This window comes from Thalassococcus profundi (assembly GCF_003344785.1).
Classification (GTDB): domain Bacteria; phylum Pseudomonadota; class Alphaproteobacteria; order Rhodobacterales; family Rhodobacteraceae; genus Puniceibacterium; species Puniceibacterium profundi.
Window position 1 is genome coordinate 332440 of sequence record NZ_QPMK01000002.1, and the last position, 13898, is coordinate 346337.

General features: G+C 67.9%; 10 protein-coding genes. 8 read left to right on the top strand and 2 right to left on the bottom strand.

The genetic code is table 11. From position 1 onward, the window contains the following. The first annotated feature begins 58 nt into the window (after positions 1 to 58). Entirely contained in the window at positions 59 to 1453 is a 1395-nt protein-coding gene (locus DU478_RS03945) for a hypothetical protein (protein ID WP_114509632.1), read from the top strand. A gap of 10 nt (positions 1454 to 1463) precedes the next feature. Then, a complete protein-coding gene (locus DU478_RS03950; RefSeq protein WP_114509633.1) occupies positions 1464 to 2831 on the top strand; it encodes a glycosyltransferase family 4 protein in 1368 nt (455 codons plus the stop codon). Positions 2832 to 2989: 158 nt separating this feature from the next. On the opposite strand, the gene DU478_RS03955 is transcribed toward DU478_RS03950, so the two are convergent. Beyond that, positions 2990 to 3754 (bottom strand): WecB/TagA/CpsF family glycosyltransferase, encoded by a 765-nt coding sequence (locus DU478_RS03955; protein ID WP_114509634.1) that lies wholly within the window; start codon positions 3752 to 3754, stop codon positions 2990 to 2992. Between the two features lie 307 nt (positions 3755 to 4061). Here DU478_RS03955 and DU478_RS03960 point away from each other — a divergent pair, with 307 nt between their 5' ends. The 6 genes from DU478_RS03960 to DU478_RS03985 all read left to right on the top strand — a co-directional run bounded on the left by DU478_RS03960 (position 4062) and on the right by DU478_RS03985 (position 12506). Further along, positions 4062 to 5180, top strand: a complete 1119-nt coding sequence (locus DU478_RS03960; protein WP_114509635.1) for a Gfo/Idh/MocA family protein — start codon at positions 4062 to 4064, stop codon at positions 5178 to 5180. After that, on the top strand, positions 5168 to 6136 hold the full coding sequence (locus DU478_RS03965; protein ID WP_114509636.1) for an NAD-dependent epimerase/dehydratase family protein: 969 nt from the start codon (positions 5168 to 5170) through the stop codon (positions 6134 to 6136). Before DU478_RS03960 ends, DU478_RS03965 begins: the two co-directional genes overlap by 13 nt. Further along, positions 6133 to 7359, top strand: a complete 1227-nt coding sequence (locus DU478_RS03970) for a glycosyltransferase (protein ID WP_114509637.1) — start codon at positions 6133 to 6135, stop codon at positions 7357 to 7359. The genes DU478_RS03965 and DU478_RS03970 overlap by 4 nt, the downstream gene beginning before the upstream one ends. Further along, a complete protein-coding gene (locus DU478_RS03975) occupies positions 7356 to 8324 on the top strand; it encodes a glycosyltransferase (protein WP_114509638.1) in 969 nt (322 codons plus the stop codon). Before DU478_RS03970 ends, DU478_RS03975 begins: the two co-directional genes overlap by 4 nt. Positions 8325 to 8336: 12 nt before the next feature. Beyond that, positions 8337 to 10442: an NAD-dependent epimerase/dehydratase family protein gene (locus tag DU478_RS03980; RefSeq protein ID WP_114509639.1), complete on the top strand. Its 2106-nt coding sequence runs from the start codon at positions 8337 to 8339 to the stop codon at positions 10440 to 10442. 249 nt (positions 10443 to 10691) lie between these two features. After that, positions 10692 to 12506 carry a CpsD/CapB family tyrosine-protein kinase gene (locus DU478_RS03985; RefSeq protein WP_233501098.1) on the top strand — a complete coding sequence of 605 codons (1815 nt, stop codon included), beginning with the start codon at positions 10692 to 10694 and terminating at the stop codon, positions 12504 to 12506. A gap of 39 nt (positions 12507 to 12545) precedes the next feature. On the opposite strand, the gene DU478_RS03990 is transcribed toward DU478_RS03985, so the two are convergent. Next, positions 12546 to 13862: a GumC family protein gene (locus tag DU478_RS03990; RefSeq protein ID WP_114509640.1), complete on the bottom strand. Its 1317-nt coding sequence runs from the start codon at positions 13860 to 13862 to the stop codon at positions 12546 to 12548. Positions 13863 to 13898: the final 36 nt, after the last annotated feature.

The following is a 13898-nucleotide window of genomic DNA, read 5'->3' on the forward strand; positions in this document are numbered from 1 at the left end:
CCTGCGCACCGGGGCATGGGGGGCCTGCGGGGCGCATGTTGCGAGGGCTCAAGCCGGGATGCCGAACCCCATTGCCTATCTTGCGCTGGCGATCTGGCCGATCGCCACGGTAATGCTGTTCCGCCGCCTGCCGGTGGAACGGGCGCTGATCCTGTCGATCCTCGTCGGATACCTGTTCCTGCCCGAACCGCCCGCGGCCTTCGACCTGCCGCTGATCCCGCCGCTGCACAAGCACAATATCCCGGCGCTCGCGGCCTTCGCCTGCTGCCTGTGGATGTTCGGGCTGCGCGGGTCGATCCTGCCGCAATCCATGATCGGCCGTGTGCTGCTCGTCACTTACGTGTTCTCGCCCATGGTCACGGTCTTCACCAACCCCGAAGTGGTGTTCTTCGGGCGCATCGGCCTGCCGGGGCTGGGCCTCAAGGATGCCATCGCCCTGCCCCTGCAACAGTTCCTGGGCGTGCTGCCGTTCCTGCTCGGGCGGCGGTTCCTCGCGGACGGCGGGTCGCAGCGCGATCTGCTCAAGGCCTTCGTGATCTGGGGGCTGGTCTATTCGCTGCTCATGCTGATCGAGGTGCGCCTGTCGCCGCAGCTCAACATGTGGATCTACGGCTACTACCAGCACCTCTTTGCGCAGGCGATCCGCGACGACGGGTTCCGCCCGGTGGTGTTCCTCTACCACGGGCTGTGGGTGGCGTTCTTCTGCATGACCACGGCGGTCTCTGCCGTGGCGCTCTGGCGGCAGGACGCCGAGAAGCGCAAGATCGGCTACCTGATCGCCGGCGGCTATCTTGCCGTGGTTCTGGTGCTGGCGAAATCTCTGGGCGCGCTGATCTTCTTCGTGGTGCTGCTGCCCTGCGTGCTGCTGCTGGGGCGGATCATGCAGATCAAGGTGGCGATCGTCATCGGCGCGCTGGCGGTGGCCTACCCGATCCTGAAGGGCGCCGACATCATTCCGCAGGACAAGCTGCTCGAACAGGTGGCGAGTATCGACCAGACCCGCGCCGATTCGCTGCAGTTCCGCTTCGACAACGAGAACATCCTGCTCGAACGCGCCTATCTGAAACCGGTCTTCGGCTGGGGCAGCTGGGGGCGCAACCAGATCCTCGACCCGGTCACGGGCGAGATGCTGACGGTGTCCGACGGGCGCTGGGTCATCGTCATCGGCATCTACGGCTGGGTCGGGTTCCTCGCTGAATTCGGTTTGCTGCTGCTGCCGCTGATCCTGCTCTGGCGCGAGGCTATCGCGGATCGCGACGGCCGGGTGTCGGCCTATATCGCGCCACTGTCCCTGCTTTTGGCGATCAACATGTTCGACCTTCTGCCCAACGCCTCGATCACCCCGCTGACCTGGTTGCTGGCCGGGGCGCTCACCGGCCATGCAGAGGCGTTAAAGACCGCGCGGCTGTCGCGGACGGGGCTGAACGCCCTGCGCTGGCAGTCGATTTTGTGAGGTCAAGACCATGAGCACCGCCACCCCCCGCCCCAAAGTCTTGGCTATTGCCGAAGCGGCCAATCCCGAATGGGTCAGCGTACCGCTTGTCGGCTGGTCGCTGGCGCAGGCGCTGCGCGAGGTGGCCGACGTGCATCTGGTCACGCAGATCCGCAACCGCGACGCCATCCTGCGCGCCGGGCTGATCGAAGGCCGCGATTTCACCGTCATCGATTCCGAGGCTTTTGCCGCCCCGCTCTGGGCGCTGGCGGAAAGGCTGCGCATGGGGGAAGGCAAGGGCTGGACCATGGTGCAGGCGATCAACGCCATCAGCTATCCCTGGTTCGAACGGCTGGTCTGGAAGCGGTTCGGCCCGGCGATCCGCCGCGGCGCGTATGACATCGTCCACCGGATCACCCCGCTCAGCCCGACGATCTCGTCTTCGCTGGCAGGGAAATGTGCGCGCGCAGGCGTACCCTTCGTTCTGGGTCCGCTCAACGGCGGGGTGCCCTGGCCGCGCGGCTTCGACGCCGAACGGCGCCGCGAAAAGGAATGGCTGAGCTACCTGCGCGGCGCCTACAAGGCCCTGCCCGGACGACGGGCCACGCTGCGCCACGCCAGCGCAATCCTTGCCGGGTCGCGGCACACCGCATCGGAAATTCCCGCGGACTTTGCCGACAAGGTGATCTACCTGCCCGAAAACGGCATCGACCCCGCCCGGTTCGCGTTGCAGGCCGCGCCCGAGGGTCCTGTTCTACGCGCCGCCTTCGTCGGACGGCTGGTGCCCTACAAGGGGCCGGACATGCTGATCGAGGCCGCAGCCCCGCTGCTGCGCGACGGCCGGATGACGCTCGATCTGATCGGCGACGGGCCGATGATGCCGCAGTTGCGGGCGATGGCCGACGGCCTGCCCGGTGTCACCTTTCACGGCTGGGTCGATCACCGCGACGTGCAGCGGATACTGGCGCAGAGCCACGTCCTGTCCTTTCCGTCGATCCGCGAATTCGGAGGCGGCGTGGTGCTCGAGGCGATGGCGCTGGGTGTCGTGCCGCTGATCGTCGACTACGCGGGTCCGGGAGAACTGGTGCAGCCGGGGCTGGGCCACAAGGTGCCCTGCGGCACGCGCGCCGAGATCGTGCAAGGTTTCGGCGCGACGCTGGCAAAGCTTGCCGTCGATCCGGCCGCGCTGGCGCCGACGGCCGCCGCCGCCCGGGCGCGGGTGAAAAGCCATTTCACCTGGAGCCGCAAGGCCGCACAGATCGCACAAGTCTATGACTGGCTCGGCCAGGACACTGCGGCGCCGGCACCGCGGTTTTTCGAAGACCGGTCCGCCGAGCTGGCGGAAAACGGATGCGGATCGGCAACAGGTTGCCGACAATTGTCATCGAAAGTGACGTAACTCTTGGGGAAAGTAAGCCGGATCGGACAGGCTGAGCGGGCAATGCGCCTGCAGGGGCGCGTTTTTCGCGTTGCGCAAGCAGTGCCGTCAATTCGTCCGCGCCCCTGTTCCTGACCCCGCTGCGGCGGGTCCGGCCCCGTCCCGTCCCGCCACCGCACTCAGGACCGCTTCGGAAACACCCGTTGCAGGAACGCCCGCAGCATCTGGCCCGGCAGAATCCCCAGGCACTGCGCATAGCGCGGCCCCAGCCGCCGCGGAGAGGTCGCCGCACGCCACAGCCATTCCAGCGACAGCCGCCGCGCCCAGAGCGGGGCGCGCACCTGTGTTCCGGCAAAGAAATCCAGCCCCGCGCCGATCGAGGCAAAGCCGATCTCGGGCGCATAAAGCCGTCCTGCCGCGCAGAACATCTCTTGCTTGGGCGCGCCCAGCGCGACGAAACACAGCCCCGCGCCGGACTCGTTGATCTCTTCGAGGATCGCCCGCGCCTCTGCGCCTTCGGGGTCGAACCCGAACGGCGGAGAGATCGTAGCCACCACGCTCAGCCCGTGCACCTCGCGTTCGAGATAGGATTTCGCCCCCTGCAATGCTGGCGGCGTGCTGCCCACCAGCGCCACCGTCACCCCCTGCCGCGCCGCGATCCGGCACATCGGCAGGATCACTTCCGACCCGGGGATCAGTTCCACCGGTTTTCCGGCCACCCGCGACATCCAGACGATGGGATTGCCGTCGGCCACCACCATGTCCTGCGCCGCATAGGCCGCGCGGAATTCCGGCGAGGCGCGCAGCTTGACCAGGTGGTCGAGGTTGATCGTGGCCAGCGCAAAGCCTTCGCGCCGCGCCAGCCGCTCGGCGACACGTGCCTTCAGCCCGGCCCAGGTCGCGACGTTGACCTGCACGCGCTGCGATTTCACATAAAAGTCCATTCGGGTTCCAGGCAGCAGTCCCGTCCGTCTTCTAGCGCAAAAATGCAGCAGCATAGGAGCCATATTTGCCACAGTTGCCGGAAATCCGACGCGGCCAGCGGCCAAATACCACGGGAAAATCATGCTGCACCGCAGCTTGCCCGTGAAAATCACCCGTGGCGCCGAATTCTCGACACGTTTATCTGATCATACGGCGCGGCAAGCCGACCCGTCCGAGCAGAGGTGCGATGCCAGTCTTGAGTTCATACCGCCCGCGTCAGAGCTGGGCGCGGTGCGCTGCCGTCGGTCGCGGGCACGGGCACAGCGCATGAGCACACTTGGCATCATCGGCTGCGGGTTCGTCGCGGATCTCTATGCGCGCGCGCTTGCCGTGATGCCGGGATTGCGCGTCGCCGCAGTCTACGACCGCGATGCCGCACGGCTCAGGACCTTCTGCGAGCACTGGTCGCTTCCGGCGGTGGACAGCCTCGACGCGCTGCTGGCCGCCTTGCCAGCCGATGGCATCGTGCTGAACCTGACCAATCCCGACGCGCATTTCGAGATCAACCGCGCCTGCCTTATTGCGGGCCGCCACGTGTATTCCGAAAAACCGCTGGCGATGCGGATGGAGCAGGCCCGCAGCCTGCATGCGCTGGCGGCGGAACGCGGGCTGATGCTGTCCTCCGCCCCCTGTTCGGTGCTGGGCGAGGCAGCCCAAACCCTGGGCCACGCGCTGCGCCACGGCATCGCCGGCACGCCGCGGCTGATCTATGCAGAACTAGACGACGGCTTTGTCCCGCAGGCCGCCTATGCCAGATGGCGCAGCGAAAGCGGCGCGCCCTGGCCGGCCGAGGACGAATTTCACGTCGGCTGCACGCTTGAACACGCGGGCTATTACCTGGGCTGGCTGATCGCCTGGTTCGGTAGCGTCCGCCGCGTCGTCGCCGCCAGCGCAGAGGTGATCCCGGACAAGCCGGGCAGCAACGGCACGCCGGATTTCTCGACCGCGACGCTGTTCTTCGAGAACGGTCCGGTGACGCGGCTCACATGCTCCATCGCCGCCCCGCACGACCACCGCATCCGTATCGTCGGCGACAACGGCGTGCTCAGCTGCGACGCCGCCTGGGACAACGCCGCCAAGGTGCGCTTTGCCCGCCGCCTGACCCTGCGGCGACGGCTGATGGAACATCCGTTTCCGCGCCGCATCCGCCTGCCCCGGCCGACGCATCCACACGTCAAACGCTGGGGCGCAGCGGCGATGAACTTCCTTCTGGGCCCGCAGGAAATGCTCGACGCCCTGTCCGAGCGGCGCCCCTGCCGCCTGTCGAACGACTTCGCCCTGCACATGACCGAGGTGACGCTCGCGATCCAGAACGCGGGTGAGGCGGGCGCGCAGGACATGACCACGCGCTGCGCGCCGATGGAGCCGATGCCATGGGCGCAGTGACCCGCATGATGATCACCGGCGCCGCCGGGTTCGTCGGCCGCAGCGCCGTCGCCGAGGCGCGCGCGCGCGGGATCGATGTCGTCGCGGTGGTGCGCGGCACGGCACCGGACGATTGGCGCACCGATGCGGGCATCACCCTCTGCCGATGCGACCTGTCCGATCCCGACAGCCCCGCCACGCTGCGCCAAGCGCTGTCCGGCACACAGGCGGTGATCCACGCGGCCGCGCATGTGGGCGGCGACCTGCGCGCCCATGCCGCCGACACCGCGCGCGCCACCAGACACCTTATCGCAGCGCTGGACGGGCACCGGCTGGTGCTGGTGTCCTCCATCGCCGTTTACGACACGATGCGGGTGTCCCCCGGCGATGCGCTCACCGAGGACAGCCCGCGGGAAACGCCCGAAAGCGCCCGCGACGCCTATACCGCCGCGAAGCTTCGGCAAGAGGCGCTGGTGGCCGACACGGACCTGCCGGCCTGGCTCCTGCGGCCGGGGGCCGTCTGGGGGCCGGGGCGCACATGGCACGCGCTGATGGGGTTCTGGGCCAGCAAGGTCTTTGTCGCGATCCGCGCGGACGGGCTGCTGCCGCTGGTGCACGTGCAGTCGCTGGCGGACACGCTGATCACCGCCGCCTGCACCGATCCCGGCGGGCAGGTGGCGCTCAATGTCGTCGGCGACGACCTGCCGACGCGCGCCGCGTTCATCGCGCAGCACCGGGCGCTGGCGGGCTGGCCACGGCTGGTGCTGCCCATGCCCTACGCGGTCTGGATGGGGCTGGCCCGGATGCTGTCGCCCTTGGGCGCCCGCCTGCCCGGTCTCTTGCAGGAGCGCATCCTGCGCGCCCGGCTCATGCCGCTGTCCTATCCCAACACCGCCCTGCGGCAGAGGCTCGGCGGGCATGACCACGCCGCCTTCGACCAAAAGCTGGCCGACGCGATCCGCGAGGGCACGCAATGAGCGGTCTGCCGAAACTGGCCTACCTCACCGGCGAATACCCTCGCGCCTCCGACACCTTCATCCAGCGCGAGGTCGCCGCCCTGCGCGATCTGGGCCACGAGGTGCTGACCTGCTCGATCCGCCGCACCGGAGCAGAGCACCTCGTGGGGCCGGAACAGCGCGCGGAACAGGCGCGGACCTTTCACGTGCTCGACACCGCGAAATCCCCCATCCGCCTGATCGCCGCGCACCTGCGCTGGATGCGCCGCCCCGCGCGCTACCTGTCGGCGCTGCGGCTGGCCTGGCGCACGGCGCCCAGGGGGCTGCGCGGGCGGGTCTACAACCTGATCTACTTCCTCGAGGCCGGAGTGCTGGCAGCGCACTTGGCCGACAACAGGGTCGAACACCTGCACAACCACATCGCCAAGGCCTCCTGCACCGTGGCGATGCTGGCCTCTGCGCTGTCGGGGACTCGCTACAGCTTCACCATCCACGGGCCGGACATCTTCTTTGAGCCGCAGCACTGGCGCATCGACGAAAAGGCCGCGCGTGCCAGCTTTGTCGCCTGCATCAGCCATTTCTGCCGCTCGCAACTGATGTGCTTTGCTGACCGGTCGCATTGGGACCGGTTCCACATCGTGCATTGCGGGGTCGATCCTGCCCGCTACGGCACCGGGGCGCGCGATGGCACGCGGCTGCTCTTTGTCGGACGGCTGGCGGCGGTCAAGGGCCTGCCGGTGCTGATCGAGGCGATGCGCGACCTGCCCGGTGCGCATCTGACGGTGATCGGCGACGGCCCCGACCGCGCCACGCTGGAACGGCAGGCCAGCGGCCTGGACGTGACCTTCGCCGGATACCAGAGCCAGTCGGCCGTGGCCGAAACGCTGCGCGACACCGACATCTTCGTCCTGCCCAGCTTTGCCGAAGGCGTGCCGGTGGTGCTGATGGAGGCCATGGCCGCGCAAGTGCCGGTCGTCGCCACACGGATCGCGGGCATCCCCGAACTGGTCGAGGACGGTATATCGGGCCGGCTCGTCCCCCCCGGCGATGCCGAGGCGCTCGGGGCCGCGCTGCGCAGCCTTCTGGACGACGCGCGCCTGCGCGCGCGCATGGGAGCCGCGGGTCGCCAAAAGGTCACAGACGAGTTCGATATCCGCACCGAGGCCCGCCGCCTCTCGCAGCTGTTCCGGGGCCATGCCAATGGAGCACCGACGCCACCCATCCGGGCAAAGGAGGTGCCATGACCCCGGTGGACCTGGTGCTGATCGGCCGCAACGAAGGGGCGCGGCTCGTGGCGTCGCTCGCGTCGGTCATGGGGCCGGCCCGGCGCGTGGTCTATGTGGATTCAGGTTCGGACGATGGCAGCGTCGACGCCGCCCGTCTGGCCGGGGCCGAGGTGGTCCTGCTCGACACTTCGGTACCTTTTACCGCCGCGCGGGCCCGCAACGTCGGGTTCGCGCGGCTCGTGGAAACCGGCGATACCGCGCCCTACGTCCAGTTCATCGACGGCGACTGCACACTGGTCAACGGATGGATCGACGCGGGCGCCGCGCACCTCGATGCCCATCCGGAAACGGCGATGGTGACCGGCTGGCGGTCCGAGATCGCGCCCGATGCTTCGATCTACAACCGGCTCTGCGACTGGGAATGGCACCGCCCCGCCGGACCGATCCTGGCCTGCGGCGGCGACATGATGGTCCGCGCCGAAGTTTTCCGCACATTGGGCGGGTTCGATCCGACGGTGATCGCCGCCGAAGATGACGAATTCTGCACCCGCATGCGCAAAGCCGGCTGGGTGCTGGAACGGCTGCCGCAAGAGATGACGCGCCACGATGCGGCGATGCACGGCTTCGGCCAGTGGTGGCAACGCGCGGTGCGCACCGGCCATGGTTTTGCACAGGTCGGGCACCTGCACCCGGAGTATTTCCTGACCGAACGCACCCGCGTCTATGTCTACGGTCTGGCCCTACCGCTGCTTGTGCTGGCGTCGATCGTCATGCCGGTGCTGGTCCTGCCGCCGCTCGCCGCCTACGGCTACAACTTCCTGCGCACCCGTCGCGGGCTGCTGATCGAAGGCGTGGCTAGCGACCGGGTCACGCCCTTCGCGGCGCTGCTGACCCTGTCTAAACTGCCCAACATGATCGGAGTGGCAAAATTCCACTGGCGGCGGCTGCGCGGGCGGAAGATGCAGATTATCGAGTACAAATAGGAACCGAACATTATGTCACAGACGATCCGCGTGGGCCTGATCGGGGCCGGATACATCGCCAGCTGGCACGCCGATGCCCTGCGCGCCACCGAAGGCGTGACGCTCTCGGCCGTCTGCGACGTCTCTCTCGGCGCGGCGCAGGCGCTGGCGGACGGGTTCGGCGGGCAGGTCTTCACATCGGTCGATGCGTTGATCGACAGCGGCACTTGCGACGCGGTGCATATCCTCACTCCACCGCATCTGCACCACGACATCGCCGTGCAGTGCCTGCAGGGCGGACTGCATGTTCTGGTGGAAAAGCCGGTGGCCGAAAGCGCCGATCAGACCCGCGCCATCGAAGCCGCGGCCCAGGCCGCCGGCAAACGTTTCCACGCCGGGCACAACTTCCTCGGGATGCCGTCCTACCTGCGGCTCAAGGACATGCTGACCAGGGGCGAACTTGGCCGCGTCTCCAGCGCCGAGATCGCCTGGACCTTTCCACTCGCCCCTTTGCGGTCGGGTCCCTACGGTCTCTGGTTGCTGCGCGAACCGAAGAATCTGTTGCTCGAACTCGGGCCGCACCTCATGGCCTTCGCGGTCGACCTCTTCGGCACGCCCGAGATCGTCCATACCGCGCTGTCGCATCACGTCGCCCTGCCCGGAGACGACAGGCGCCCGCAGGGCTGGCGCATCCTTGCCCGCGCCGGGGGCGTCGACGTGACCTTCACGATCTCGCTGGTGGAGGTCATGGACGACCGCAGCGTGACCCTGCGGGGGTCGACCGCGCGGGCGCGTTTCGATCTTTCCGCCGATACGCTGATCGTCGACCGCGACAATGCCTCGGACCTGGTGATCAATCCTCTGCGGCGGCAGATGGACAAAAGCTGGCAGCACCTGCGCGAAGCGCTGCGCAACGCGGGCACGCAGCTGCGGTCCCTGAATGCGAAATCGCCCTACGGCCTCAGCTTTCGCGGCATGAACGCGGGTGTCTACGACGCGCTGCGCCGCGACAGGCCCGCCGACCCGCGCTTTTCCGGCGCCAGCGCCGTGACGGTGATGCAGGCGCTGGACGACGCGCTGGCGCTGCTGCCCGAGGACGCGCTCACCCCGGCAGCCCCCGCGGTGCAGACCCGCAAGCCCAAGCCTACCGCCATGGTCATCGGCGGCACCGGCTTCATCGGGCGGGCGCTGACGCGGCGGCTGGTGGCCGACGGGCGCGACGTGCGCGTGCTGTCGCGCGGACGCCACGGACCCTTCCCCGACCTGCCCGACAGCGTCGAGACGGTGGGCGTGTCCCTGCGCGACCGCGCGGCGCTCACCGAGGCGATGAAGGGTATCGACGTCGTCTTCAACCTGGCCAAATCCATGGACAAGACCTGGGACGACGCGCTGCGCAACGACGTCGCCGTCGCCACCGGCATCGCCGAAGCAGCCATGGACGCAGGGGTCAGACGCCTGATCTACACCGGCACCATTGCCAGTTACGACATGAGCGACCCGACGCGGAAGATCACCGAAGATACCGGATTTCCGGCGGACATGTCCGACCGCAACATCTACGCCCGCTCCAAGGCCGAATGCGAACGGCAGCTCTTGCGGTTGCACGCGACGCGGGGCCTGCCGCTGGTCATCGCGCGGCCCGGCATCGTCGTCGGTGCGGGTGGGCCCTTGCAGCATTGGGGCATCGGGCGCTGGCACGGCGCGGGAGCGGTACGGATCTGGGGACACGGGCACAACATCCTGCCCTTCGTACTGATCGACGACGTGGCCGACGGGCTGGTTCGGATGATCGACGCCGACGCCGCGGTGGGCCAGAGCTTCAACCTCGTGGGGGACCGGATGCTGTCGGGCCGCGGTTATTTCGACGCCATCCACCGCAGTTTGGGCGCCCGTATCCGGGTCAGTTCCGGCAATCTTTATGCCTTCTACGCCTCCGATGCCGTCAAGTACGCGCTCAAGAAATACGCCCTGCGGCGGCCCGGCGTGATCCGCCCGTCGCTGGCCGACTGGAAGAGCCGCGCGCATTTTTCGCCCTTCGTGAACGACAAACCCAAGGAGATGCTGGGCTGGACTCCCGAGCCCGAACGCGACCGGTTCATTGAAAAAGCCATCACCGATGCCAATCTCTTTGGCATCTGAGCTTGGCGTCCCGGATCGGCGCAACAGGTCACGGTGCGTAAACAATCCCCGCGTTTCGGACTTATTCTGGACAGATTTCTTTGGTGTAACGAAACGCAGCAGTCATTGTGCGCGCCCCGGCCAGGGATGCGCCGAAGAAACAAACAGGCGAGTGCGGATGCACGCTAGACACGCAACAGGTACGGCATTCGGCACCTCCGTCCGCGCGCGGGCGGGTGGCCAGAGCGTGCGGAGAGTGGAAGCGTGAACATGGCAGACGGTCCCAAGTACCGGCGCAAGAACCGCCCCGCGGCGCCTGACCCCTCGGACGCGCTGACACCGCGGCCGACCACCGCCGAAGACGCCCCGATCCCGCCGCTGGAAACCCGCGAACAACGCCTCGCCCGCCGCGCCCGGCAGGCCGAAGCCGAGATGCAGGCCGCCCAGAACGCGCGTCGCCGCCAGATCGAGGCTGAACGCGCCGAAGCCGAGCAACGCAGCCGCTTGAAGGCCGAGGCACAGGCAAGGGCCGAACGCGAGGCTGCCGAACGCCGCAAGCAGGCCGAGGATGAGGCACGCCGCAAAGCGGAAGAAGTCGCTCGTGCAAAGGCCGAGGCGCAGGCCAAGGCCGAACGCGCGGCAGCCGAACATCGCAAACGCGCGGAGGAAGACGCGCGCCGCAAAGCGGAAGACGCCGCTCGAGCGAAAGCCGAAGCGCAGGCCAAGGCCGAGCGCGAGGCCGCCGAACGTCGCAAGCAGGCGGAGGACGAAGCCCGCCGAAAGCAGGCGGAGGAAGCCGCCCGAGCGAAGGCCGAAGCTCAGGCCAAGGCCGAACGCGAAGCTGCAGAGCGTCGCAAGCACGCCGAGGAAGAGGCGCGCCGGAAGAAGGCGGAGGAMGACGCCCGCGCGAAAGCCGAGGCGCAGGCCAAGGCCGAGCGCGAAGCCGCTGAACGCCGCAAGCACGCCGAGGAAGAGGCGCGCCGGAAGACGGCGGAGGACAGCGCCCGCGCGAAAGCCGAGGCGCAGGCCAAGGCCGAGCGCGAAGCCGCTGAACGCCGCAAGCACGCCGAGGAAGAGGCGCGCCGCAAGGCGGAAGACGATGCCCGCGCGAAAGCCGAAGCGCGGGCCAAGGCCGAGCGCGAGGCCGCCGAATCCCGCAAGCGTGCAGAGGAAGAGGCGCGCCGCAAATCGGTGGCGGCGACGCGGAGCGAGGCCGAGGCCCAAAGTCTGGCGGTGACGAATGCCATGCGTCAGGGCGAAACTGCCCCGCCCGCCGAAGTACCGCCGGCGCCTGCGCCTGTCCTTGCGCTCGACCCGGAGCGGCGGGTGTCAGACGCTGTCGTCGCGCCGCAGGATGCGGCCTCGGGCTGGCAGCGGCTGGGCACCTTCGATCTCGACGCCCGCATGCTCGAACGCAACCGCATCATCACCGCCGCCCGCCAGGATCCGGCGCACACCACCTTTGACGTGCTGCGCACCCGGCTCTTGCAGGCACTGGCCGAGCGGGGCTGGTCCCGGGTGGCGATCACCTCTCCGACCAAGGGCTGCGGCAAGACCTTCACCGCCGCCAACCTCGCCATCAGCCTCGCGCGCCAGGAAAACTGCGCGACCCTGCTCCTGGATCTCGACATGCGTGCGCCCACTTTGCACAAGACCTTCGGGCAGAAGTCTGTAGGCAGTATCGGCGACATGCTGCGGGGCCGGGTCGATCCGGCCGACCATCTGCGGCGTCCCGGACCCAACGCGATGAATGTCGGGCGCAACATCGCCTTCGGCTTCAACGACGTGACAGAGGATTACGCGTCGGAATTGCTGCAGGACCCTGTCACCGCGCAGACGCTGAAGACCATGACCGACACGCTGCGCCCGGACGTGGTGATCTACGACATGCCGCCGGCGCTCAGCTCGGACGACGTGATCGCCTTCCGCGCGCATTTCGATGCGGTTCTGCTTGTGGTGGGCGGCGGGCTGACCACCGATGCCGAAGTCAAGGATGTGGAGCGCCGCCTGGGCGAACAGACGCCGCTTCTGGGCATGGTCCTGAACAGGGCCGAAGGCACAAACCCGGCGAAATACGCCTACTGAGACCGGTTTCGCCAGGCGCAGGCGCGCGTCGCCTCCCTGTCAGGTTTGCGACAGGCGCGGCAGGATGCGGTCCAGCCCCAGCTGCCAGATCTTCTCTCCGAAGAAGCGCATGACCCCGAAGATCGCCAGCGCCACCGCAAGCAGCGCCGCCCCCCACTTGATCCGGCGGCCGCGAATGTCCCGGCGGGTCTTGATCGGCGGGATCGACACGACGGGCTGCAGACCCAGCGCCCGTTCCATCTGCGCCGGCGTGCGGATCGCCGGGTTGCGCATCTCGGCCAGGAAGGCCGCGCCGATGCCCAGCAGCAGGCTGGCAAAGGCCCCCATCATCGCCGTGCGCTTTCGGCTGCGCGAGATCGAGAATTCGGGCACCAGCGCGGTTTCGAGAATTTCGAATCGATCCGACTGCGCCCGGTCCTCGAGCATCTGTCCCATCTCCGCCTCGGCAGTGCGGCGGGTGATGACCGTGTACTGTTCCTGCAGACGGCTGAGCTCGCGTTCCATCGCGCCCAGCGTGCGCTCGACCTCCGGGGCCTCGCGGATCTGCTCTTCGATGCGGGTCAGCCGGGCGGCGATCAGGGCTTTTTGCTCTTGCAGCAGGGCGATCTGGCGGTCCAGCACCTCTTCGCGCTGCCGCTCGGAATTGCTTTGCAGGGTCACGATCTCCTGGTCCAGCCGCAGATCGGCCTCGCGCAGCGACCCGGCCTCGCTGCGCAAAAGTGCCAGGCCTTCCGGCAGGTAGCGCGCATTCTCGCGTTTGAACGTGGCGATGCGGTTCTCGATTGCGGTGATATCCGCCTCTACGCGTTCCGATTCCGAATTGAAGAAATCGAAGGTGTCGCGGACACGTGTCTCGGCCCGGGTGGCGGATTGTTCAACCAGCGACCGGGCCAGTTCGTTGGCCAGCGCCGCCGCCTTGACCGGATCGTCGACCTGGGCGGTGATGTAAAGACCGGTGGCGGCACCGCGCTGCCAGGACGGGGAATCGTCGCGAATCTCGACGATGCGCACGGATTGGCGCATCCGCGCCACCCGTTCATTGAGCGAAAGTTCGGGATCGTCGGTGTAGATTTCCAGGTCGTCCATGATCGCGATGACATTGTCGCGCGCCATCAGCCGCTGTTCGATCAGCCGCAACCGAAGGGTCGCGTCTTCTCCCTCGGCGGCGGCACCGGACATGGCTTCGGGAATGCGGGCTTCCTCGATCTGCACGACGGCGGTAGCCTCGTACATCTTGATCATGTTCGCCGCGAAATACATCGACAGCACGCAGCCCAACAGGAAGATCGGCACGATCAGATAGGCGCGGCGGCGCAACGCGGCCATCACCTCGTCAACGGACTGGAACTGGTTCATCTGACTGCTCCCGCAATGGGCCCCCAATGCGTTCGT

What these genes read in the sequence shown, in the direction of transcription:
- DU478_RS03950 (WP_114509633.1), top strand. Translation starts at nt 1,464, where the DNA reads ATGAGCACCGCCACCCCCCGCCCCAAAGTCTTGGCTATTGCCGAAGCG.
- DU478_RS03960 (WP_114509635.1), top strand. Translation starts at nt 4,062, where the DNA reads ATGAGCACACTTGGCATCATCGGCTGCGGGTTCGTCGCGGATCTCTAT.
- DU478_RS03975 (WP_114509638.1), top strand. Translation starts at nt 7,356, where the DNA reads ATGACCCCGGTGGACCTGGTGCTGATCGGCCGCAACGAAGGGGCGCGG.
- DU478_RS03990 (WP_114509640.1), bottom strand. Translation starts at nt 13,862, where the DNA reads ATGAACCAGTTCCAGTCCGTTGACGAGGTGATGGCCGCGTTGCGCCGC.
- DU478_RS03955 (WP_114509634.1), bottom strand. Translation starts at nt 3,754, where the DNA reads ATGGACTTTTATGTGAAATCGCAGCGCGTGCAGGTCAACGTCGCGACC.
- DU478_RS03965 (WP_114509636.1), top strand. Translation starts at nt 5,168, where the DNA reads ATGGGCGCAGTGACCCGCATGATGATCACCGGCGCCGCCGGGTTCGTC.
- DU478_RS03945 (WP_114509632.1), top strand. Translation starts at nt 59, where the DNA reads ATGCCGAACCCCATTGCCTATCTTGCGCTGGCGATCTGGCCGATCGCC.
- DU478_RS03980 (WP_114509639.1), top strand. Translation starts at nt 8,337, where the DNA reads ATGTCACAGACGATCCGCGTGGGCCTGATCGGGGCCGGATACATCGCC.
- DU478_RS03970 (WP_114509637.1), top strand. Translation starts at nt 6,133, where the DNA reads ATGAGCGGTCTGCCGAAACTGGCCTACCTCACCGGCGAATACCCTCGC.